Origin of the sequence: Inquilinus sp. Marseille-Q2685, assembly GCF_916619195.1 — a bacterium.
In the GTDB taxonomy this organism is placed as follows: domain Bacteria; phylum Pseudomonadota; class Alphaproteobacteria; order DSM-16000; family Inquilinaceae; genus Inquilinus.
In genome coordinates, this window is sequence record NZ_CAKAKL010000002.1 from 662,448 (window position 1) to 684,869 (window position 22,422).

General features: G+C 70.6%; 25 protein-coding genes and 1 tRNA gene. 20 read left to right on the forward strand and 6 right to left on the reverse strand.

Features of this window, described 5'->3' with window-relative positions:
- Nucleotides 1-317: 317 nt before the first annotated feature.
- From LG391_RS12190 to LG391_RS12250, 13 genes are all read left to right on the forward strand, one after another.
- The gene (locus LG391_RS12190) at nt 318-1,163 is read left to right on the forward strand and encodes a response regulator transcription factor (protein ID WP_225768280.1); all 846 of its coding nucleotides are present in this window, start codon (nt 318-320) and stop codon (nt 1,161-1,163) included.
- Complete coding sequence (locus tag LG391_RS12195) at nt 1,156-1,923, forward strand: LuxR family transcriptional regulator (protein WP_225768281.1); 768 nt, start codon at nt 1,156-1,158, stop codon at nt 1,921-1,923. The genes LG391_RS12190 and LG391_RS12195 overlap by 8 nt, the downstream gene beginning before the upstream one ends.
- Nucleotides 1,924-2,197: 274 nt before the next feature.
- On the forward strand, nt 2,198-2,893 hold the full coding sequence (locus LG391_RS12200; protein ID WP_225768282.1) for a Crp/Fnr family transcriptional regulator: 696 nt from the start codon (nt 2,198-2,200) through the stop codon (nt 2,891-2,893).
- A gap of 212 nt (nt 2,894-3,105) precedes the next feature.
- A complete protein-coding gene (locus tag LG391_RS12205) occupies nt 3,106-4,527 on the forward strand; it encodes a calcium-binding protein (protein ID WP_225768283.1) in 1,422 nt (473 codons plus the stop codon).
- A 104-nt stretch (nt 4,528-4,631) separates the two neighbouring features.
- Entirely contained in the window at nt 4,632-5,441 is an 810-nt protein-coding gene (locus tag LG391_RS12210; RefSeq protein ID WP_225768284.1) for a calcium-binding protein, read from the forward strand.
- A gap of 234 nt (nt 5,442-5,675) precedes the next feature.
- A complete protein-coding gene (locus LG391_RS12215) occupies nt 5,676-7,001 on the forward strand; it encodes a YbiU family protein (RefSeq protein WP_225768285.1) in 1,326 nt (441 codons plus the stop codon).
- Nucleotides 7,002-7,109: 108 nt separating this feature from the next.
- Complete coding sequence (locus LG391_RS12220) at nt 7,110-7,400, forward strand: hypothetical protein (protein ID WP_225768286.1); 291 nt, start codon at nt 7,110-7,112, stop codon at nt 7,398-7,400.
- A 107-nt stretch (nt 7,401-7,507) separates the two neighbouring features.
- The gene (locus LG391_RS12225) at nt 7,508-9,400 is read left to right on the forward strand and encodes an autotransporter domain-containing protein (RefSeq protein WP_225768287.1); all 1,893 of its coding nucleotides are present in this window, start codon (nt 7,508-7,510) and stop codon (nt 9,398-9,400) included.
- A gap of 53 nt (nt 9,401-9,453) precedes the next feature.
- On the forward strand, nt 9,454-10,041 hold the full coding sequence (locus tag LG391_RS12230) for a methyltransferase domain-containing protein (protein WP_225768288.1): 588 nt from the start codon (nt 9,454-9,456) through the stop codon (nt 10,039-10,041).
- A 183-nt stretch (nt 10,042-10,224) separates the two neighbouring features.
- The gene (locus LG391_RS12235; RefSeq protein WP_225768289.1) at nt 10,225-10,401 is read left to right on the forward strand and encodes a hypothetical protein; all 177 of its coding nucleotides are present in this window, start codon (nt 10,225-10,227) and stop codon (nt 10,399-10,401) included.
- A 51-nt stretch (nt 10,402-10,452) separates the two neighbouring features.
- Nucleotides 10,453-10,965: a DUF1643 domain-containing protein gene (locus tag LG391_RS12240; RefSeq protein WP_225768290.1), complete on the forward strand. Its 513-nt coding sequence runs from the start codon at nt 10,453-10,455 to the stop codon at nt 10,963-10,965.
- A 114-nt stretch (nt 10,966-11,079) separates the two neighbouring features.
- Nucleotides 11,080-11,532, forward strand: coding sequence for a hypothetical protein (locus tag LG391_RS12245; RefSeq protein WP_225768291.1), 453 nt, complete (start codon nt 11,080-11,082; stop codon nt 11,530-11,532).
- A gap of 69 nt (nt 11,533-11,601) precedes the next feature.
- On the forward strand, nt 11,602-11,889 hold the full coding sequence (locus LG391_RS12250) for a hypothetical protein (RefSeq protein WP_225768292.1): 288 nt from the start codon (nt 11,602-11,604) through the stop codon (nt 11,887-11,889).
- A gap of 81 nt (nt 11,890-11,970) precedes the next feature.
- Here the strand turns inward: LG391_RS12250 and LG391_RS12255 are convergent.
- The 6 genes from LG391_RS12255 to LG391_RS12280 form a co-directional block, all read right to left on the reverse strand.
- Nucleotides 11,971-12,046, reverse strand: a tRNA-Lys gene (locus tag LG391_RS12255).
- Nucleotides 12,047-12,114: 68 nt separating this feature from the next.
- Nucleotides 12,115-13,974: a penicillin-binding protein 2 gene (mrdA, locus tag LG391_RS12260; RefSeq protein ID WP_225768293.1), complete on the reverse strand. Its 1,860-nt coding sequence runs from the start codon at nt 13,972-13,974 to the stop codon at nt 12,115-12,117.
- 5 nt (nt 13,975-13,979) lie between these two features.
- The gene (mreD, locus tag LG391_RS12265; protein ID WP_225768294.1) at nt 13,980-14,498 is read right to left on the reverse strand and encodes a rod shape-determining protein MreD; all 519 of its coding nucleotides are present in this window, start codon (nt 14,496-14,498) and stop codon (nt 13,980-13,982) included.
- On the reverse strand, nt 14,495-15,346 hold the full coding sequence (gene mreC, locus LG391_RS12270) for a rod shape-determining protein MreC (RefSeq protein WP_225768295.1): 852 nt from the start codon (nt 15,344-15,346) through the stop codon (nt 14,495-14,497). The genes mreD and mreC overlap by 4 nt, the downstream gene beginning before the upstream one ends.
- A gap of 109 nt (nt 15,347-15,455) precedes the next feature.
- Nucleotides 15,456-16,493 carry a rod shape-determining protein gene (locus tag LG391_RS12275; RefSeq protein WP_225768296.1) on the reverse strand — a complete coding sequence of 346 codons (1,038 nt, stop codon included), beginning with the start codon at nt 16,491-16,493 and terminating at the stop codon, nt 15,456-15,458.
- A gap of 148 nt (nt 16,494-16,641) precedes the next feature.
- Nucleotides 16,642-18,222 carry a hypothetical protein gene (locus tag LG391_RS12280; protein WP_225768297.1) on the reverse strand — a complete coding sequence of 527 codons (1,581 nt, stop codon included), beginning with the start codon at nt 18,220-18,222 and terminating at the stop codon, nt 16,642-16,644.
- A 184-nt stretch (nt 18,223-18,406) separates the two neighbouring features.
- Between LG391_RS12280 and LG391_RS12285 the strand changes: the two genes are divergently transcribed.
- The 7 genes from LG391_RS12285 (at nt 18,407) to LG391_RS12315 (ending at nt 22,359) form a co-directional block, all read left to right on the forward strand.
- Complete coding sequence (locus LG391_RS12285; RefSeq protein ID WP_225768298.1) at nt 18,407-18,952, forward strand: sigma-70 family RNA polymerase sigma factor; 546 nt, start codon at nt 18,407-18,409, stop codon at nt 18,950-18,952.
- A gap of 5 nt (nt 18,953-18,957) precedes the next feature.
- Entirely contained in the window at nt 18,958-19,713 is a 756-nt protein-coding gene (locus LG391_RS12290; RefSeq protein ID WP_225768299.1) for an anti-sigma factor, read from the forward strand.
- Between the two features lie 27 nt (nt 19,714-19,740).
- Nucleotides 19,741-20,463 (forward strand): Bax inhibitor-1/YccA family protein, encoded by a 723-nt coding sequence (locus tag LG391_RS12295; protein ID WP_374200741.1) that lies wholly within the window; start codon nt 19,741-19,743, stop codon nt 20,461-20,463.
- Between the two features lie 4 nt (nt 20,464-20,467).
- Nucleotides 20,468-21,019 (forward strand): DUF2076 family protein, encoded by a 552-nt coding sequence (locus LG391_RS12300; RefSeq protein WP_225768300.1) that lies wholly within the window; start codon nt 20,468-20,470, stop codon nt 21,017-21,019.
- A 70-nt stretch (nt 21,020-21,089) separates the two neighbouring features.
- Nucleotides 21,090-21,755: a DedA family protein gene (locus LG391_RS12305; protein WP_225768301.1), complete on the forward strand. Its 666-nt coding sequence runs from the start codon at nt 21,090-21,092 to the stop codon at nt 21,753-21,755.
- A 10-nt stretch (nt 21,756-21,765) separates the two neighbouring features.
- Entirely contained in the window at nt 21,766-22,035 is a 270-nt protein-coding gene (locus tag LG391_RS12310) for a hypothetical protein (RefSeq protein ID WP_225768302.1), read from the forward strand.
- A gap of 102 nt (nt 22,036-22,137) precedes the next feature.
- A complete protein-coding gene (locus LG391_RS12315) occupies nt 22,138-22,359 on the forward strand; it encodes a hypothetical protein (protein ID WP_225768303.1) in 222 nt (73 codons plus the stop codon).
- The last annotated feature ends 63 nt before the right edge of the window (nt 22,360-22,422 follow it).

Genomic DNA, 22,422 nt, shown 5'->3' on the forward strand with positions numbered 1-22,422 from the left:
GGCGGGCCGTCCCCCGCGGCAGGCCGCGCGTCCGGAGGCGTCGCGAGCGTCGTCAGCCCCATGGATGAGCCCGCCTCATTCATTGATGCGGAAATGATCGCTTGTCCGGCACCCCCCTGCCAAGTCATAGCGCTATGGGAGCGGCCCGATCCGGATCCCGGGCCGGACCGACCGTGCGGGACGTCGAGGTGGCGTGGGTGTGACCCGGGTAACACTGAGACCGCTTCTCAAACGCAATGATGCCCGGCGGATCGGGAACGCCGGTCCCCGGCATCACCATGGGCGCCGCCCGCGCGCTCCGCATCCCCACGAGGCCGATGCTCGATTGTCCTGATCCGTCCGCCGCCGCCCTTCACGGGATGACCGCCGCCCCCGGCCGAAGCCGGCTGCGGGCCGAGCCGCGCATCCCGCCCTCTTCCCCTCCCGGCGAGGACGAGCTTCTCAGGCTGATCGGCCAGGCCTACGACGCCGGCATTGGCGACGACGCCTGGGAAACGGTGCTGACCAGCCTGCGGGATCTGCTGGGCGCCGAGTCCGGCGCGCTGTTCGCGGCCGGGTACGAAGCACCGGCGGAGCGCTCGGTCCATGTCGGCTGCGATCCGGCCTTCATCCCGCCCTACAACGACCACTACCACCGGCTGTCGCCGACCTTGCCGGTCATGTCCCGCTTGCCGGCCGGATCGGTCTGCACCAACCACATGCTGGTGCCGGAGGCGGTCTATACGAGGACGGAATTCTACCACGACCACATCCGGCCGCAGGGCAAGTACAGCAATCTCATCTGGGTCGGCGATGGCGACGGGGCCGGCCGGAAGTTCCTCTGCCTGTGGCGGCAGCGATGGCAGCCGGCCTGGGAGGCGACGGCGCTTCGCGTGCTGGGCGCGATCGGGCCGCACCTTGCCAGGGCACTGCAGATCGAACAGTGCCTCACCGCACGTTCTCCCCGATCCCCGGCGGCCGCGGCCGAGCTTCTGGCGCCGCAGGAGCGTGCCTGCCTGGCCGGCGTGGCCCGCGGCGCCTCGAGCAAGCTGATCGCCCGGCAGCTCGGCCTGTCGATGCACACCGTCAACGCCTATCTCGCCACGGCCAGACGCAAGCTGAAGGCCGCGAGCCGCAGCGAGGCCGTTGCGATGGCTCTGTCCTCGGGGCTGATCGATGGCTGACCCGGCCCGGCATTCCGGCGAGGGCGCCCTCTCGGCCCTGATCGCCCAGGCCTACGACGCCGCCCTCGGCCGCGAGAGCTGGACGGCGCTGCTCACCGGCCTGGCGGAGCTGCTCGGCAGCGATTCCGCGGCGGCGCTGCATCCGACCGGGACGCCCCTGCCGAACGACGAAGCCGTCCGCCTTCGCGTCGACCCCGGCTACGTGCCGCTCTACAACGCGCATTACCACGCCACCTGGCCGGTCCTGCCGGCATTGCCGCGTCTGTCGGCCGGGGCGGTCTTCGTCGACCGCATGCTGGTGCCGGACGCCGCCTTCCTGCGGACCGAGTTCTACGCCGACTATGCGCGGCCGCAGGGCCGGCACAGCGGGCTCTACTGGATCGACGTCGACCGGCAGGGGCTGGCGGCCCACCTTTCGCTCTGGCGGACCCGGCGCCGTCCGGATTGGGGCGACGATGAGATCCAGCTGCTGCGCCATCTCGGCCCGCATCTCGGCCGGGCGCTGGCGATCAGGCGGCGGCTCGCCGCCGCGCAGCCCAGGCCGCCGGCCGCCATCGGCCCCGATGTCGTCGCGCCGCGCGAGCTCGACTGCCTCGCCTGGGTCGCCCGCGGCGCCTCGAGCAAGCAGATCGCCCGGCGGCTCGGCCTGTCGATGCACACCGTCAACGACTATCTCGCCTCGGCCCGGCGCAAGCTGAAGGCGACCAGCCGCAGCGAAGCCGTCGCCACAGCCCTGCAGCTGGGCCTGATCGAGGGCTGATCCTCCTGCACCGACCGGCAACGCACCGCCTCCCGATACCCTATTTGTGAGGTATTGAGGGGGCCCGCCTCCGCCCCGGATAATGGCCGAACGTGAGGGGTACCTGATCGGCAGGCACTCGGAACGACCGGGTCCATGGTCCACGATCATGGCCGATCATCGTCGCTGCGCGACGGCGCTGCGGCGAGACCGCCCCCTGCACCACCGACGTCAACATGGACGGCCGTTCTCCGAACGGCCGCTGGGGATCGCCATGAACTGCATGACACCTTCGGTGCGAGGCCAGCACCTCCTGGCCGGAACACCGCTGTTCTCCGCCTGCCCGCCGGCGCTGCGCGATGCCGCCGCCGCGCGGCTGATCGAACGATGCTATGCCGACGGCGACACGATCTTCCTGCGCGGCGATCCGGGCGACAGCGTGATGATCGTGGCCTCCGGCCGCGTCGCGCTGCGCCGGACCTCGCCGCAGGGACGCGAGATCCTGCTGGCGATCCTGACCGAGGGCGACCTCCTCGGAGAGATGTCGCTGCTCGACGGCCGGGGCCGCAGCGCCGACGCCGTCGCGCTGGGCGGCTGCCGGCTGCTGGTGCTGGAGCGGCGCGAGATGCTGCGGCTGCTGCGCCAGTCGCCGGACACCTGCCTGAAGCTGATGGAGCTACTGACGGATCGCCTGCGGCGGACCAGCGACCAGCTCGAAGGGGTGGCGCTGTTCAACCTGCCGGCGCGGCTGGCGCGGCTGCTGCTGGACCTCAGCGAGACGCCGCTCGCCGGCTCCGTCTCCGGCCGCCCGGCGCTGCCGCCGGTGCTGTCGCAGCGCGACCTGGGCCTGCTGATCGCCGCCAGCCGCTCCAAGGTCAACCTGCAGCTCGGCCGCTGGATCAGCGACGGCATCCTGCGCCGGGAGCGCGGCGGGCTGGTGCTGCACGATCTCGAGCAGCTGGCCGACATCGCCGAATCCGGCGACGCCTGATCGTCCGGGCCGCCACAGAAAAGCCATAGTAAAAATAGGAACAGACGTTCCGCAGGGAACACGAACCTGGCCTCTCTTCTGTCAAACCAGATCATGCAAGGACATTTTTTCGATCTTTGCAGCACAACGGCGGCCGATCGAGAGACGGCTACCAGAGATCACACCATGACTGAGAGCGGCACCCGCGAGACGGGAGCCGGAAGGGAGAAACCATGGCTTACATTCCAGGAAAAGATAACGTCCATGACGTGCTCTACGGCACCCAGGACGGCGACACCATCTCGGGCTTCGGGCTCAACGATACGCTCTTCGGCCTCGGCGGCAATGACTCGCTGTTCGGCGGCTCGGGCTACGACGTCCTGAGAGGCGGCCTCGGCGCCGACTACCTGGCCGGCGGTGCCGATTTCGACTACGCCTACTATGACGACAGCGCGACGGGCGTGTGGGCCGTGATCGGTGGCCACGGCATGGGCGGCACCGCGGAAGGGGACTACGTCGCCAGCGACGTCGAGGGCCTGGTCGGGTCCAACCACGCCGACTTCCTGATAGGCAACGCGTCCGGCAACGTCCTCGGCGGCCTCAATGGCGACGACTATCTCTACGGCGCCGGCGGCATCGATTCGCTCGTCGGCGGCTACGGAAACGACATTCTGGAAGGCGGCGCCGGCGCCGACTACCTGTCCGGAGGGTCCGGCTCGGACACGGCCACCTACGGTGACAGCGCCACCTATGTCTGGGTGGATCTCAGGAGTCGCGGCTATTACGGCACCGCCGAGGGGGACACGTTTTCGAGCGTGGAAAACCTCAACGGGTCCAGCCATGGCGACTACCTGCTCGGCGACGCTGCCGGCAATACCCTCGATGGGTATACCGGAGACGACTACCTCTCCGGGCATGAAGGCAACGACCGCCTGATCGGCGGCAAGGGCGCCGACACCATGTATGGCGGTGCCGGCGAGGACACCGTGAGCTACCTGAACTCCACCGCTGGAGTCTGGGTCGATCTGCGCGGCGGCACGGCCAGCGGCGGCGATGCCCAAGGAGACTACCTCGGCAAGGACATCGAGGATTTCCAGGGATCGAAGTTCAACGACACCGTGATTGGATCGAGCGCCGAGAACTACATCACCACGCAGGACGGCCGCGACTTCGTCTACGCCGGCGACGGCAGGGACTACTTGTTCGGCGGGGCGGGCGACGATGGGCTGGCCGGCGAAGGCGGCGATGACCAGCTCTCCGGCGATGCCGGCAGCGACACGCTCTATGGCGGGATCGGAAGCGACCTGCTGCGAGGCGGCGACGGGAACGACGTCGTCTCGGGCGGCACCGGCGCCGACCGGTTCTCCTTCGCCAAGGTCGACCTGGGCGATGTCGACGCCATCAAGGACTTCCACCGTTCCGAAGGCGACAGGATCTCCCTGTCCGGCATCGACGCCAACACCAAGCTGGCCGGGGACCAGGCCTTCAGCTTCATCGGCACCGCCGCCTTCACCGGCGTGGCCGGGCAGCTGCACTACAGCAACAACGGCGTCGAGACGGTGCTGACCGGTGACGTGAATGGCGACAGGGTCGCCGACTTCACGATCAAGTTCACCGACGCGCCGGGCCTGATCGCCAGCGATTTCTATCTCTGAGCGATCCCTCGGGAGGCCGCGGTTGCGGGCGGCCTCCCCTTGTCTTCCCCTTTTCCCAAGTCAGCGCCGGCCTCTGAACGAGGCGCCGGCGCCGGGAGACCATCATGACCACCATCATCGGTACGGAACGTCCCGACCGTCTCGTCGGCACGGCGGACAGCGACGGCATTCTCGGCCTCGACGGCGACGACGGGCTGTTCGGCCTCGCGGGCGACGACAAGCTGGTCGGCGGCGCCGGCGACGATCATCTCGACGGCGGCATCGGCGCCGACCACCTGGTCGGCGGGGACGGCATGGACACCGCGTCCTACCGCCACGCCGGCGCCGCCGTCACGGTCGATCTTTCCGCCGGGATCGGCCTGGCCGGCGAGGCGGCCGGCGACCACTACGAGGGCGTGGAGAACGTCGTGGGGTCCGTGTTCAGCGACCTGCTCGTGGGCTCGGATCTCGCCAACCGGCTCGACGGCGGCTCCGCCGCCGACACGCTGATCGGCGGCGGCGGAAACGATGTGCTGGTCGGCGGCAACCGGAACGATACGCTGGACGGCGGCGCCGGCCGCGACGTGCTGATCGGCGGCCACGGCACCGACATCATGACCGGCGGGGCCGGGGCCGACCGCTTCCTGTTCGGCATCGACGCTCTTCACTTCGGCGACGAGATCACCGATTACGACCGCGCCGCCGGCGACCGCATGGACCTCTCCGCCATCGATGCCGACATCGCCGAGGCGGGCGACCAGGCCTTCGTCTTCATCGGCACCGCCGCCTTCAGCCAGCGGGCCGGCGAGCTGCACTACATCGTCACCGGCACCGGCGCACAGGCGTCCGGCGATGTCGACGGCGACGGGTTCGCCGACTTCAAGATCTCGCTCCGGGGCGTCCCGGCCGTGATCGCCGAGGACTTCGTGCTCTGAGAGGCCGTTTGGAAATGCGCTGGCGTGAGTCGGCTGGCGGTGGTTTCGAGAACCGGAGCGCAGCGCACGTCTGGTGCGTGAGCACCGGAAGCGCAGAAACCGCCGTCAGACGGCCGCGCCAGTGGCATTTCCAAACGGTCTCTGAGCGCCTGGGCGGCGCGCCCCTGCATCTTTACGCCGGGGCGCGCCGGGTGCAGGGTGCCCGCCGATGACACCGGTGCGTCGGACAGGGCCATGACCGAGATCGATGATGCCGCGCGGATCCGCGCGATGAAGCGGGAGCTGCGGGGCACGATCGGCGACGTCGCCGGGGTCTGGCGGCGGCTGGAGGATGCGGTGCGGCGCGAGGCCGATGCGGTCCGCGAGAGCGATGCCAAAGGCCGGTCCCCGGTTCCGGGGGTCCGCTTCGCCGACATCGTCGAAAACTCGGTTCCCGCCGAGACGGCGGCGGAGATCCGGCGCCGCGGCGCCGCCCTGATCCGCGGCACGGTCGACCGCGGGCAGATCACCCGCTGGAACGATGCGGTCGCGCAGTACATCGACGACAACGGCTATGCCAGCCAGAAGGACGACGGCAACCTGCAGAAGTACTTCGGCGGCCTGAGCGCCAAGACGCCGCAGATCTTCGCCATCTACTGGTCGCGGCCGCAGGTCGAGGCGCGGCAGCACCCGAACATGGCGGCGGCGCGACGTTTCATGAACCGGCTCTGGCGCTTCTGCGACAGCGGCGACGAGACGACGGCGAGCCGGTTCTTCTTCGACCCGGACCGCGAGGTCACCTATGCCGACCGGGTGCGCCGCCGGCAGCCGGGCGACACCACGCTCGGCCTGTCGCCGCACATGGATGGCGGCTCGATCGAGCGCTGGCTCGATCCCGGCTACCGCCGCGTCTACCGCCATGTCTTCAGCGGCGACTGGGGGCGGCACGACCCGTTCGACGGCGAGTTCCGGGTCGAGGCGCGCGAGTTCCCCGCCCCCAACACCAGCACCTTCTTCCGCTCCTATCAGGGCTGGCTGGCCCTGACCGGCCAGGGGAAGAACGACGGCACGCTGCAGGTGGTGCCGATGATCCGGCACTCGATCGCCTATCTGCTGCTGCGGCCGCTGCTGGCCGACGTGCCGGAGGACATGATCTGCGGCGCCGCCCGCGGCAAGGCGCAGGCGATCCTGCCGGAATGGCACCAGCCGCTGGTCGACGCCCAGGTCTCGATCCCTTATGCCGAGCCGGGCGACACGGTGTGGTGGCACCCCGACTGCATCCATGCGGTGGGCGACGAGCATCGCGGCGCCGACTATTCCAATGTCATGTTCATCGGTGCCGGCCCGCTCTGCGCCAAGAACGCGGAATACGCCGCCCGGCAGCGCGCCCGCTTCCTGGCCGGCGAGACCCCGCCCGACTTTTCGCCCGAGCATCGCGAGAAGGCCTATCGCGGCCGCGGCACCGAGGCCGACCTGACCACGCTGGGCCGCCGCCAGCTAAGTCTGGAGCCGTGGCCGACGGAGGGCGCCTCCCCCGCCCGCGCCGCCCTGATCCGCGAGGCCGCGGCGGCCGCGGGCTGACGCGGTCCTTAATTCGCGGTAAGGCGGAGAGCCGACCGACCACGATGTCCGTTATCGCCGTGACGCTCCGGCCCCCTCCGGGTCCGGACTCACGACATGGACATCCCGATGCCGCACACGTCACTGCCCCTGGTCCGGATCGCGGCCGCTGCCGCCGCGGTCGCCGCCCTGGCCGGCTGCGTCGCCTATCCCGCCTACCCGGTGCATCCCCGCCCGGCCGTTGCCGTCGCGGCGCCGCCCCCGGTCGCGGTGGTCGAGCCCGTCGCGCCGCCTCCCGGCGTCGTCTATGTCGCGCCGGTCGGTGTGGCACCCGGGCCCGGCTATCTCTGGCGCTATCACCGGGTCTATGGCTGGGGCTGGTGGCACCCGCATTACGGCTGGCGCATGGGCTGGCGCTGAACCAGGCCCGGACCGCCGGAACGCCATTCCGGGTGTGGCCCGGCGCTGCGCTCATGTAGCATCCGGTCCTGGTCGAGGATTCGCTCCACCGGTCCGGGGGATTGCTCATGAAGCGTTGCATGGCGATGGCGCTGCTCGCCGTCGCGGTTCCGGCTGCGATGGCCGAGGCCGAGGAGCCCTATTCCTCCGTCTCGGTGTTCGGCGACAGCCTCAGCGACCGCGGCCGGATTCCCGGGCTGATCCAGCAGCAGAACCCGGCCTTCCCGCTGCGCTTCCCGGTGTCGCCGCCCTATTTCGACGCCCGCTTCTCGAACGGTCCGACCTATGCCGAGCGCCTGCCCGGACTCCTGGGCCTGGACGCGGAGCCGGGCCGCAACCTCGCCGTCGGCGGCGCCGAGACCGACAGCGGCAACATCGCCAACCCGCTGCTGGCGCAGGGCGGCGTCACCCTGCCCGGCATCCGCGACCAGATCGACGGCTATGCCGGCTCGGGCGGCCGCTTCGGCGCCCATGACCTGGTGGTGCTGTACGGCGGCGCCAACGACTATTTCGCCTGGCTCGGCGGCACGCCCTCGCCGGCCGGGGTGCAGGCCGAGGTGGCCCGCACTGTCGGCAACATCGACGCCGACATTCGCAAGCTGGTCGCGGCCGGGGCGAAGACGATCCTGGTGCCGAACGTGCCGGATCTCGGCTCGACCCCGGCCTATCGCGGCACCGCCGGCCAGGCCCTGGCCAGCGCCCTGTCCGAGAGTCATGCCGAGGCGCTGAACCGGCAGATGGGCGCGCTGGGCCGCGAGCTGGGCGTGCAGGTCGTGGTGGCCGATTTCGCCACCGGCCTCAAGACCGTGCTGGCCGACCCGGCCCGCTTCGGCTTCGGCAACGTCACCGAGGCCTGCGTCGCCAGCGCCACGTCCCTGCCCTCCTATGTCACGCCCGGATCGGTCTGCCGCGACCCGGAAGGGCGGCTGTTCTGGGACAGCGTGCATCCGACCGCGCTGGGCCACCAGCTGCTGGCGGAATACGCCGCCGACACGCTGATGGCGCCCAGCACCATCGGCGCCCAGGCCAGCCTGGCCCTGCTGGCCAGCGACAATTTCCTGCGCCGGGTCGGCGACGCGGTCGGCGGCGAAGGCGGCCCGATGCTGGCTGGCCCGCCGGCCCCGTCCGACCGCCCGGTCGACGGCTTTCTGACCCTGCAGCGCGCCTTCGGCAGCCAGGGCTTCGACCGCGGGGCCGCCGGCTTCGACTACGGCGTCACCTCGATCACGGGCGGCGTCACGATGCGGCCGCTCGACCGGGTCACGCTCGGCCTCGTCGCCGCCTACGACAACGGCGACGCCGACCTCGACCGGGGCTGGGGCACGGTCGACTACAGCTCGGTCCGCATCGGCGCCGTGGCCGGCTATGACGACGGCGCGATGTTCGGCGGCGCCGGCGTCGCCTGGGGCTTCGACAGCTACGAGCTGGAGCGCCGGACCTATGTGCCGCAGCTGCGCGCCGAGGCCGACCCGGACGGCAACAGCCTCAGCGTCTTCGGCCGGGCCGGTTATCGCCTTACCGTCGACGCTTTCACCTTCGGCCCGGTGCTCGGGCTGCGCTATTCGCGGGTGGAGATCGACCGCTATTCCGAATCCGGCGCGCCCGGCCTGGACATGACGGTCGAGGGGCAGACGGCGGAAGCGCTGATCGGCAGCGCCGGCATCGCCGCCGCCGCGCGGTTCGAGGCCGGCAGCACCGTGGTCACGCCGCATCTGGAGCTGTCGGTGGAGGGCGACCTGCTGGGCGGCGGCCGCTCGATCGACACCGCGCTCGTCACCGTCCCGGATGTCGGGCGCGTCCAGGAGGTCGAGGCGTCCGGCGGCGCCTATGGCCGGCTGGCCGGCGGCGTCGCCGTGCGGCTGATCCCGGCGGTGACGACGCACCTCGGCGGCGAGACCACGCTAGGCCGCGACGGCGGCGACGATTATGCCGTGACCGGACGCCTCGCTGTGCGCTTCTGAGAAACGGGGTAACCTCGCCGCCGGAAGGGGCCAACCCTCGAGGGGATAGGCCGATGTCGGACTGGGCCGGGGACAACGATCCGGAGGAGCGCCGCCGCGCCACGATCGCGGCGGCGAAGCAGCGGGCGACGCTGGTCGACCGCTGGTCGCGGGAGGATATGGGCAAGCTGGAGTCCTGGGCCGAGCGGGCCCGGGCCGCCGCCGTCCACGCTCGCCCGGGCCTGCGGGTGCTGGACATCGGCTGCGGCGCCATGGCGCTGGAGAGTGCGCTGCCGGAGGGCTGCACCTATCTGCCGCTCGACTGCGTCCGCCGCGACGAGCGCACCATCGTCCGCGACCTGAACCGGGAGCCGTTTCCCGACATCGCGGCCGACATGGCCTTCGCCCTCGGCGTGCTGGAATACATCTATGACGTGCCGCGCTTCCTGCGCGGCCTGCGGGTGGCGGTGCCCCGCGCCCTGCTGAGCTATCATCCGCTGGATCGGAACATCGGCCGCGACCGCTGGTCGCTCGGCTGGGTCAACGCGCTGAATTCGGCGGAGCTCTCGGCCCTGCTGCGGCACGCCGGCTTCAAGCGCGTCCGGGTCGTCCCCTACAAGCCCAAGCTGCTGTTCTACTTGGTCGAGCGCTATCCGGCCTGAGGCGGCCGACGCATCCGCGGACTCGACTCAGGCGCTGCTATCGTATAGAACAAATCAAGAACAAACATCCCAGCGAGACCCCTGATGGCCGCGAGACCCGCCGCGACGACGCCCCTGGATTCGCTGTGCCGAATCCGCCCGCGAAACCTTGCCCGCCCCGACATCCGAGGAGCCGTCCGCCCGATGCGTCCGATCCGGGACATCCGATCCCAGGCCGATCTCGAAGACGCGGTGCGGCGCTGTGAGCTGCGCTGGCGCGCTTTGGAGAAGGGGCTGCGCGAGGACGAGATCGCGGCGCTGCTGGCGCTCGGCCTCGACCGGGCCGAAGCGCAGCTCCGCGCCCTCGGACCGCATGATTAGACGCCGCCGCATCGCTGGGCTAAGAACGGCCAATCCCGACCGGAGACCGGCATGGCCCAGCCCGACCTGTTCACTGACCGCGGCGCCGTCTTCAGCGATTGCGGCCGCTACCGCACCCTGCTGTGGCGGCGCTGGGACCGGTCGGCGCCGCCGGCCAACTTCCTGCTGCTGAACCCGTCCACGGCCGACGAGGTCAAGAACGACCCGACGGTCGAGCGCTGCGAGCGCCGGGCCCGGGCGATGGGCTATGGCGGGCTGATCGTCACCAACGCCTTCGCCCTGCGCTCGACCGATCCGAAGGCGCTCTACGCCGATCCCGATCCGGTCGGCCCCGGCAATCCGGAGGCGATCGTCCAGGCCGCCCGCGCCGCGGCGCTGGTGGTCTGCGGCTGGGGCCGGCATTGCGACGCCGTGCGCCCCGGCTGGGGCCGGGCGCTGCTGCGGATGCTGGCCGAGGCCGGGGCGGTGCCGCACGCGCTCGCCATCACCGCCGACGGTTCGCCCAAGCACCCGCTCTATGTCGGCTACGCCGTGCAGCCGGCGCCGGTGCCCGCCGGCGTCTGAAACCGCCCGCATGGCGCCCCCTCGCCTCGGAAAACGCGCCGCTTTAAGATCGGCGTGATCCGGGGGGCCCGTCGGACCCGCCCGCCGCCCCTTCCGGATCGCGCGAGGGGATCCATGCTCCAGGCCTCCAGGGACCGACGCCCGCTGTCCAGCCGCGACCCGGACAGCCTGCGCATGCCCGGCCTGGCGGTCGCGCTCCACGTCCTCGGCGCCGCCCTGTTCGTCGCCGGCCTCCTGGCCGGCTATATCTTGGCCGCCCGGTTGCTCGGCACCGCCGACATGCTTGGGCAGGTCTCCGCCCTGATTCCCGACCGGCCGGCCGACATGCTGGGCATGCCGGACGCCCGCATCGCCGCCCTCGCGGACATGATCGGCGACGGGCCGGGGCTGAGCCGGCAACTGCGGGCCGAGGCCTGGACCATGGGCGGCGGCGCGGTGGTCTCCGGGCTGGTGCTGTGGCTGCTCTGCGCCGGCCTGGCCTCGGCCCTGGCCCGGCTGCAGCGGATCGAGGCGGCGCTGCAGCTCGGGCCCGGCCACGCCCCCCGGGCGGAATTCACGAAGGATTAACGACTGTCGTCCTATTCCGGGCGCAATCGGGCTTCGGGCCCGCAAGGATTGGAGTCGGAGGTCGATCCCATGCCCGGAGGCCAGCGCCGCGAGCCGCTCTCCGAGATCGCCGAATGGGCTTCCCGCTACCTGGAGCGGCTAGACCAGCCTTTCGACGCCTGGGAGGCCGATTTCTTCCGCCGCGGCTGCAGCTTCCTGTCGCGCCGGCTGGCCGCCGGCGCCGCCTCCAGCTGGCGCTCCCTGACCCTGCCGCCGGAGCGCCGCGACGAGGTCCACCCGCTCGCCGCCCGGCCGCTGACGGTCGAAGAGACCGCCCGTTTCCGCGACCTGCTGCAGCGGATCGTAAAGGAGGGGTGACGGGACGGTCCGAACAACCAAGCCGAGGCGGGCAAAAGAAAGGCCCGCCGAAGCGGGCCCTGCTCTTTCCATCCTGCGAACTGGTGGGCGCACTAGGGCTCGAACCTAGGACCCGCTGATTAAGAGTCAGCTGCTCTACCAACTGAGCTATGCGCCCGTTCGCTCGGGACGGCCGGTGATATAGCCAACGGCCGGACGGGTTGCAACCCTTTCTTCACGAAACTCTCAACCTTTATCGGCGCCCTCTCCCGGCGCGGCCGACAGGAGGCGCCGGCCGGACTCGCGCTGCTGGCATTCCAGCAGGATGTCGCGGGCGATCGGCGCCGCGTATTCGCTGCCGCCGCCGCCATGCTCGACGATCACCGAGCAGGCGTAGCGCGGCGCGCCGACCGGGGCGTAGGCCACGAACCAGGCGTGGTGGCGCTGGTTCCACGGCCAGTTGTCCGGGTTCACCCCGGCGGCGCGTTCGGCCATGCTGATGCGGCGGACCTGGCTGGTGCCGCTCTTGCCGCCCATCTCCATGCCCTTCTGCTTGATCTGCGACTTGCGGCCGGTGCCGCGGGTCATCACCGCGGCCGTGCCTTCCATCACCGTGTCGATATGGGCTTTGGCGAAGCCCATCGACGGGACGTCCGGCGTCTCCGGCATCACCTGGTCGCCGACCGCCATGACCAGGCGCGGCACCACCGCCTTGCCGCCGTTCACCAGCCGCGAGGTCATGGTGGCGAGCTGAAGCGGCGTCGCCAGCACATAGCCCTGGCCGATGCCGGCGATCAGCGATTCGCCGAGCTGCCAGGAGGTGCCCATGGCCCCCTCCTTCCAGGCCTTGGTCGGCATCAGCCCCGGCCGCTCGTTCGGCAGGTCGACGCCCAGCTTCTGGCCGATGCCGAACTTGTTCGCGCCCTCCGCCAGCCGGTCGATGCCGAGCCGCCGTGCCATCTCGTAGAAATAGACGTCGCAGGACTGGGCCATGGCGTCGACCACGTTCAGGCTGCCGTGGCCGCCGCGCTTCCAGCAGTGGAAGCGGTGGTCGCCGAGATTGACGTAGCCGGGGCAGAAGACGCGCTGGTCCGGCGTGGTGACCCCGGCCTCCAGCGCCGTCATCGCCACCGCGATCTTGAAGGTCGAACCCGGCGGGTACTGGCCGTTGATCACCTTGTTGTTGAGGATGCCGTAGGGGTCGTCGACCAGGCGGCGCCAATCCGCCGTGCTGATGCCGTTCGGGAACAGGTTGGCGTCGTAGGACGGGTGCGAGGCCATGGCCAGCACGTCGCCATTGTGCACGTCCATGATCACGGCGGCGGCGCTGAACTCGCTCTTCAGCCGCTCCATGACATAGCGCTGCAGCTCGAAATCGATGGTCAGCCGGACCTCCTGGCCCGGCTTGCCCTCCTCCCGGTTCAGCTCGCGGATCACCCGGCCGACGGCGTTGACCTCGACCTGGCTCGACCCGGCGACGCCGCGCAGGTCGGTCTCGTACTGCCGCTCGACGCCCGACTTGCCGATGCGGAATCCCGGCAGGCTCAGCACCGGCTCACCGGTCAGGTCGGCCTCGGCCACGGCGCCGACATAGCCGATGACATGGGCCATCTCGGTGCCGAAGGGATAGCGGCGGGATTCGCCGACCTCGATCGACAGGCCCGGCAGTTCCGGCCCGTTGACGTCGATCCAGGAGACCTGCTCCCAGCTGAGGTTCTCCTTCACCGTCACCGGCACGAAGGCGCGGCGGCGCTTCACGTCGCGGACGATGCGGGCCAGGTCGGCATCGGTCAGCGGCACGCCCTGCGCCAGCCGGCCGAGCACGCCCTGGATATCCTTCGCCTCCTCCGCCACCAGCACGACCCGGAAGTTCTGGTCGTTGACCGCGAGCTGGGTGCCGAAGCGGTCGGTGATCAGACCGCGCGACGGCGCCAGGAGCCGCATGTTGATGCGGTTCGATTCGGCCAGCACCTTGTAGCGGTCGCTCTCCTCCACCTGCAGGTAGTAGAGCCGCCCGCCCAGCACGCTGAGCAGGCCGAGCTTCAGCCCGCCGAGGGCGAAGGCGCGGCGGGTGAAGCCGCGGGAGCGGTCGGTGTCGCGCTCCATGGGGGCTAGTCCCCTGCCCGCAGGAAGCCGCGATGCACCTGGATGAACAGCCAGGCCAGCGGCGGGAAGAGGGCGATGGTCACGGCCAGCCGGACCAGGAGCGGCCGCGGCGGCACGATCGCGACGTCATAGAGGCCGACGCCGATCCATTCGACCAGGGTGACGACGGCGGCCAGCACGGCGAAGCCCAGCCACAGCACCACGAAAGGCCGGCCGGCCAGGAAGCGGCGCTGGCGCAGCAGCACCCACTGGCACAGCAGCAGGATCGCGGCGTGCAGGCCGATCGGCGCATCGGTCAGCGCGTCGTGCAGGAGGCCGACCAGGAAGATCAGCCACATCGGCATCAGGTCGGGCCGGTGCACGCCCCAGTAGTAGACCGAGGCCAGCGGCAGCAGCGGCGCGATCGCGCTGTAATAGGGCAATTGCGTGGGCGTCACCCCGACCAGCACCAGGATCAGCGTCACGGCCCCGGGGGCGGCATGGCGGGCGGCGAGGTCGAGCTTGTGCAGCAGGTCCCCGGTCATTGCGCGAAGCCGGGCACCGGCTGCATCGCCATGCCGGGATCGAGCGCGCGGAAATCGACGACCTTGACGTAGGGGATGGCCTCGAGCGGCTCGATCGGCTGGATGCGGACGGCGCTGTCCTGGGCGGCGGCGACGATGCCGACCGGCAGCCCGGCCGGGAACATGCCGCCATTGCCCGAGGTGACGATGCGGTCACCGACGCGGATCGAGGCGTCCGGCGGCAGATACAGGAGCCGCGGCCGGTCGGTGTTGTCGCCGCCGACGATGGCGCGCTGCTGGGTACGCTCCACCACCACCGGGATGCGGGCGTTGAGATCGGTGATCAGCAGCACCCGGGCGGAATGGTCGCCGGTCTGCACGATCCGGCCGATCAGGCCGCGGCCGCCGAGCACCGCCTGGCCGTCGCGGATGCCGTTGGCGGCGCCGAGATTGATCGTCAGGCTGCGGACGAAGGCGCCGCCATTGTCGGCCACCACCCGGGCGGTCAGGAAGGAATGGGCCGAATCCGGCGTGTAGTTCAGGAGGTTGCGCAGGGTCAGGTTCTCGGCCTCGAGCCGGAACGCCACGTCCTGGTACTGCCGCAGCGTCGCCACCTCCTGCCGCAGCCGGGCGTTCTCGCCGCGGATGTCGGACAGGCTCTGCATCTCGGTCACCAGGCGGGCGACGCTGGCCGCCGGGCGCGACATGGCGTCGAGGATCGGCGCCACCGCATCGACCACGCGGGCGCGGGCGCCGTCGAGCAGGACGGCATCGATTTTGCCGACCATGAGCAGGCTGATCGCGGCGAACAGCAGCAGGCCGAAGGAGAATCGGTGCGCCACGGCCCTGATCGCCGCGATGCGAACCACCGGTCTGCTCCGCTGCATCACCCGCATGTCCCGTCCGCCGAAGACCGGATTTCCGAAAGGCAGAGTACTACCGTTTTCCCGAATACCCCAGCATGTGCCGGGGTGCTGATCAATACATATTGATCAGCACGTGCTTGAGCGTCTTCATCTCTTCCAGCGCCCGGCCGGTGCCGAGCGCGACGCAGGACAGCGGGTCGTCGGCGATCGACACCGGCAGGCCGGTGGCGTGCCGCAGCACCAGGTCGAGATTGCCCAGCAGCGAGCCGCCGCCGGTCAGGACGATGCCTTTGTCGACGATGTCGGCCGCTAGCTCCGGCGCGGTGTGCTCGAGCGCCACCTTCACCGCCTCGACGATCTGGCTGACCGGCTCGGACAGGCTCTCGGCGATCTGCCGCTCGGAGATCACCAGCTCCTTCGGCACGCCGTTCAGGAGATCCCGTCCCTTGATCTCCATGTAGCGGCCCTCGCCGTCCTCCGGCGGGGCGGCGGTGCCGATCTCCTTCTTGATCCGCTCGGACGAGCCCTCGCCAATCAGGAGGTTATGGTTGCGGCGGATATAGGCGATGATCGCCTCGTCCATCTTGTCGCCGCCGACGCGGACCGAACGGGAATAGACGATGCCGCCGAGCGACAGCACCGCGACTTCGGTGGTGCCGCCGCCGATGTCGACCACCATGCTGCCGGTCGGCTCGGTCACCGGCAGGCCGGCGCCGATCGCCGCCGCCATCGGCTCCTCGATCAGGTAGACCCGGCGGGCGCCCGCGCTCTCCGCCGATTCCTGGATGGCGCGGCGCTCGACCGCGGTCGAGCCGGAGGGAACGCAGACGATCACCTCCGGCGCCGCGAAGCTGCGCCGGTTGTGCACCTTGCGGATGAAATGCTTGATCATCTCCTCCGCCACCTCGAAATCGGCGATGACGCCGTCGCGGAGGGGGCGGATGGCAGTGATGTTGCCCGGGGTACGGCCCAGCATCTGCTTGGCCTCGTCGCCGACCGCCAGGACCTGCTTCTTGCCCCGGATGTTGGCGATCGCCACCACCGACGGCTCGTTCAGGACGATGCCACGGCCCTTGACGTAGACCAGCGTGTTCGCCGTGCCCAGGTCGATGGCCATGTCAGCCGAGAGGAAACCGAAGAAATTGAACATGCGGCCGTGATGTCCTGTCAGCCGGGCTCGGCTGGGAGGGTCCAGAGCGAGGGGCGGGAGCGGCGGGCCGATCCCGCCGCCGGGTTGCTTTAGACCAGCCCGGCCCGAGTCTCAAGCGGAGAGTCGGGCAGAATCATGGCACCCGGAATCACATGCCGCGCTCGGCCATCGAGCCGCTGACGTCGATGTCCCGGGGTGCGGCGCACTGCCCCGGCCGGCGGTACAGGCAGATCTCGCTCGGGCAGCTTTCCAGCCGGTAGCCGGTCTCCGGCGGCATCTGCTCCGGCCGCGCCATCACATAGTTGAAGGACGGGGCCGAACGCCACAACCGCCGCATGTTGTCGCCGAACCAGAACACCGGCACGTCACGGTGCAGGGTGGTGTAGCCCGCCAGGTCCCACCAGGGCGTCAGCAGACCGAGGCCGCACAGCGCCTCGCGCTCGTGCAGCGCCTGGGTGGTGGCGATGCCGGGCGCGACGCGGGTCCATTCCGGGCGCCAGCGGTCGCTGGCCGACAGCAGGCCCGAGGCCAGCACCCAGGCGGCGCAGAGCACAGCGAGAGGCGCCCAGTGGGGCACGCCCCCCCAGCGCTCGGCCGCCAGCCCCGCCAGGCGCCGGGCCAGCCGTTCGGTGCCCAGCGCTGCCAGGATCAGCAGGAAAGGCAGCGCCGGCAGGACGAAGCGGTATTCCTTGTGCGCGACTAGGCTGTGCGACAGCACCACCGCCAGCGGCACCGCCACCAGCATCGGCTGGCCGCGCGCGCCCAGCACGACCAGCGCCGCCATCGGCGCCAGCCACCACGACCAGACCCGGACGTATTCCTCGAGGTAGAAGCCCAGCGGCATGACGCCGAAGCTGTGGCTCTTCTCCTCGACGATGTTGATCCAGAAGTTCTTCAGCACCGACTGGAACGGCCAGCCCAGCGTCACCCAGTCGAGCAGGCCGTTGCACAGCAGCACCGGGGCCAGCCCGGCCAGCAGCATCGGCCGCAGCCGGCCGCGCCAGTCGCCACGGCTGGCGACCACGGCCGCGGTGAGGATCGCCGGCAGCAGGTGGAAGCGGAAGACGAACACCAGGCCGAACAGCAGCCCCGCCCAGATCAGCCGCCGCCGGTCGCCCGCCTCCGCCGTCCAGGCCAGCCAGCAGGCGACCAGCAGCAGGCTGGTGGCGATCGATTCGGTCAGCGCCGTCGGCGCGTAATAGACCAGCTCGAACCAGAGCGTGGCGATGAAGGCCGCGGTCAGCCCCGCCGTCAGCCCGGCGGCGCGGCGGGCCCAGAGGAAGGCGACCGCCGGGATGCTCAGCGACAGCGCCGACCACAGCGCCTTCGAGACGGCGAGATAGGAGGCCGGGTCGTCGCTGACCCAGGACACCGCCTTCATCAGCCCGGCCAGCATCCCCGGCAGCAGCCAGGAGCGGATGCCCTCGCGATACTCCCAGGGGACGATGCCCTGGCCGAAGGCCAGCCGGTGCGCCTGCTCGTAATACTGGAACAGCTCGTCGGCGTGGTGGATGCGCGGGAACGCCAGGGCGAGGACGATGCGAAGCAGCAGCCCGAGGGTCAGGAGCCCGGCCAGCCCGACCAGCCAGCCGGGCCAGCCGTCGAGGACGCCGGGGCGCGGATACGGCAGGGCGACCGAGGCTGCTGTGGCGCCGACCGGTCGACCCCGATAGCGATCGGACACGGACGGATCGACCGATCGGCGTTGCTCCACAGTGTCGTCGGTCATGTCGCTCCGAATCGCGGCCGGACTATCGAATGTTGCTGCCTATAACACCCGCGACGCGGGTTTCGTCTGAAAAATCCTCGGAAAAATCATCATATCCAGGATCTTGTTCGGAGTTTGTCCGTGCCTTCACCGGAAGAAAGCGGAGGCGCGGGATGAAAATCGACGATGGCTGCGTATATGGGGCATGAAACGCCGCAAGGATGATTTCGACGTCATCGCCGAGCTGCCGGGGCTGAAGCGCTACGCGCTGGTCCTGACCCGCGATGCCGCCGAGGCCGAGGACCTGCTGCAGGAGACCCTGCTCAAGGCCTATGAGGGGCGGCGCGGCTGGCAGCCGGACCGGGCGCTGCGCCCGTGGCTGTTCTCGATCATGCACAACGCCCACGCCTCGCGGCTGCGCGGCCGCCGCGCCGAGGACGCCCGCATCGCGCAGGCGACGCAGTTCGCCCCCGAATCCGGCGCGCCGAGCCAGGATGCCCGGGTCCAGCTGGCCCAGGTGCAGCGGGCGCTGCTGACCCTGCCGGAGGAGCAGCGCGAGGCGCTGCTGCTCGTGGCGGTCGAGGAGTTCCGCTACCAGGAGGCCGCGACCATCCTCGGCATCCCGCTCGGCACGCTGATGTCGCGCCTGGGCCGCGCCCGGGCCGCCTTGCGCGAGACCGTCGGCAGCGGCGCCGGCGACGCGGCCGGCACCGATGGACCGACCCCGCCGCGGCTGCGGCTGGTGGAGTGACGCCCATGACCCAGACCACCCCGACCGAAGCCGAGATTCAGGCCTATATCGACGGCGAGCTCGACCTGCCCCGCCGGATCGAGGTCGAGGCCCATCTCGAGGCGAATCCCGCCCTCGCCGCCCAGGTGATGGCCGATCTGCGCCTGCGCGACGCGCTGCGCCTGGCCTTCGCCGAGGATGCCGGCATCCGCGTCGCCAGCTACGAGAACGCCCGGCTGCTCGGCCGCGCCGTGCGCTGGCGCCGGCTGGCCGGCCGCCTGCGCCGGGTGGCCGCGGTGGTGCTGCTGGTCGGCATCGGCTGGGGCGCCCAGTCGATCCTGGGCGTGACCCGGATCGACAGCGCCTCGGCCACCATCCCGGCCTATGCCGACGAGGCCGGCGACGCCTACCGCACCGTGCTGTACCGCCACCTGGTCGACCCGGCCGAGCCCAAGGGCGGGCTGAAGCCGGAGGATCTGGCCAAGGCGCCGATCACGCTGCCCGACCTGCCGCAGGGCTGGTCGATCCGCTCGATCGAGGTGGTGCCCTGGGATGGCGGCTCCGGCTTCGAGGCGACGATCGACACCGACCGGTTCGGGCTGGTGACGCTGTTCGCTGCCGCCACCGACGGCTTCGACGTGCAGACGCCGCAGGCCCAGCGCGCCAAGGACGTCACCGTCGCCTATTGGCAGGTCGGCCCCTCGGTCTACGCGCTCTGCGCCGAGGCGAAGGCGGAGGACCTGCTGGTCGCCGCCAACGGCCTGGCCGACACCCTGTACTGACTTGGTCCCCAAGGAGAGAACGACACCATGAACATGCAGCAATACGAATGGCAGGGGACGGCGGCGCGAGCCACAGCCGCCGAGCTCGATGCCGGCCTGCGCCAGCACATGCTGCGCGTCTACAACTACATGGGCCTGGGCCTAGTCCTGACCGGCCTGGTCGCCTATCTGGTCGCCAGCACCCCGGCGATCTACATCCCGATCTTCACCAGCCCGCTGAAATGGGCGGTGATGCTGGCGCCGCTGGCCTTCGTGTTCTTCTTCTCGTTCCGCATCCACGCCATCTCCTCCTCCACGGCGCAGATGGTGTTCTGGCTGTTCTGCGGCGCCATGGGCCTGTCGATGGCCTCGATCTTCCTGGTCTTCACCGGGACCAGCATCGCCCGCACCTTCATGATCACCGCGGTCATGTTCGGCGCGATGAGCCTGTACGGCTACACCACCAAGGCGGACCTGTCCCGCTTCGGCTCGTTCCTGATGATGGGCCTGGTCGGCATCATCATCGCCAGCATCGTCAACATCTTTCTCGGCTCGACCGCGCTGCAGTTCGTCGTCTCGGTCGCCGGCGTGCTGATCTTCACCGGCCTGACCGCCTGGGACACCCAGCGGATCAAGGAGGAATATGCCGAGCACTACGACAGCGAGAGCCTGAACAAGCTCGCGGTGATGGGCGCGCTGTCGCTGTACCTGAACTTCATCAACATGTTCCAGCTGCTGCTGCAGCTGACCGGCATGACGCGTGAGGAGTAGCAGCGTGTACGATAACGAGAAGCAGGCCATCGACGACCTGTTCGTGAAGCTGGCGCGGGCCGAGCGCGACGGCGGCCCGCGCGACGCGGGCGCCGAGGAGCTGATCCGGCGCCGCCTCGCCGAGCAGCCGGCCGCAGCCTACTACATGGCCCAGGTGATCCTGGTGCAGGAGCAGGCGCTGGCCGCCGCCCAGGCCCAGATCAACGAGCTGGAGCGGCGCGCCGCCCAGCCGGCGGCCGGCGGCTTCCTGGCCGGGCTGTTCGGCGGCGGCCAGCAGCGGCCGCAGCCGGGTGGCTCGCCCTGGGGCCGGCAGCAGGCCCAGCCCGGCTATGGTGGTCAGCCGGGATACGGCGCCCAGCAGGGCTACGGCCGGTCCGGCGGCGGTGGCGGGTTCATGGCGGGCGCCATGCAGACCGCCATGGGCGTGGCCGGCGGCGTGGTCCTCGGCAACCTGCTGATGGACGCGTTCACCCCCGACATGGCCCAGGCGGCCGAGGACGCCGCCGGCGACCCGGCGTCCGACGCCGGGGTCGATATGGGCGGCGAGGAGTTCTGAGGTTAGTATGGGGCCGGCGGCGTCATGCCTCCGGCCTCCCCTTTTTGACGTGAGCCGATCGGGACATATCGTGGAAAGTCTTGTTGCCCAGGTCACGCAATTCATCACCGACAACCAGGCCTGGGCGGGACCGATCCTGTTCCTGCTGGCCTTCGGTGAATCCATGGCCGTGGTCGGCCTGTTCGTCCCCTGCACCGCGCTGATGCTGGCGACCGGCGCCCTGGTCGGCGGCGGCCTGCTGCATCCCGTCCCGGTGATCCTGTGGTCGATCGCCGGCGCCGTGATGGGCGATGCCGTCTCCTACTGGCTGGGGCAGAAGCTGGGGCCGAACGCCCGCAACGTCTGGCCGTTCTCGCGCGACCGCGCGATGATCGCCCGCGGCCGGCTGTTCTTCCGCCGCTGGGGCACCGCCTCGATCTTCCTCGGCCGCTTCCTGGGGCCGCTGCGCGCCGTGGTGCCGCTGATCGCCGGGATCATGCGCATGCGCCCCGCCCGCTTCCAGATCGCCAATGTGCTGTCGGCCATCGTCTGGGTCCCGGCCATGCTGGCGCCGGGCTGGCTGGTGGCCCAAGGCGTCGGCGAGCTGGAGGGCATCGGCGAGACCGAATGGATCGTCATGACCGGCGGCCCGCTTCTGGCCGGCGCCCTGACCCTGGCGGTCTTCGCCAAGTTCGCGTCCCGCCGCGCCGTACCGGTCCGCGTCCGCCGCAACCGGACCGCCGGCGAGCAGGCCTGAGGAGGACGCCATGGGCCTGAGCGCTGCGAAACTCCTGATCATCGGCGCGGTCGTCGGCCTCCTGTTCCTGCCGATGCTGCTGCGCCAGGCACGATCGATCCCGGTGCTGCTGGAGCAGGCGCGCGCCGCCTTCGCGGGCGAGGACGCGGAGACGGCCGGCCATCGCCCGCAGGCGGCGGAGCCTGCCCGCCAGGCCCCGCGCCCGGCCAGCTTCGCCGAGCGGCTGGGCCACGTCATCGGCCGGCTGCTGCAGCGCCTGGGCCTGTTCCGCGCCGGCTGAGAGCCACCGCCGGGAACCATCTCCGGCCCGGCGCCGTTGATTTCCAGCCGACCCGCCCGGCATCTTGAGCCTTCCTGCCGGACGCACGGCTGGAGGTCGCCCATGCCCTCGACTGCGTTGCTGCCCCTGATCGGCGCGCTCCTGGTCATCGCCGGCTTGGTGTATTCGGCCTTCCAGGCCATCTGGATCAGCCGGTTCAACCGCGAGAAGCGGTCCTTCAGCCTGTGGGGCTTCGGGCTGAGGGCGAATTGGCCCGGCCTGGCGCTGATCGCCGCCGGCGCCATCCTGTTGCTGGCGCCCTCGGCGCTTCAGGGACCGCAATGACCCCAGCTGGATCCGGGCACCCGCTGTTCCCCGCGGGACAGCCGGAGTTCCGCCCGCCTGCGT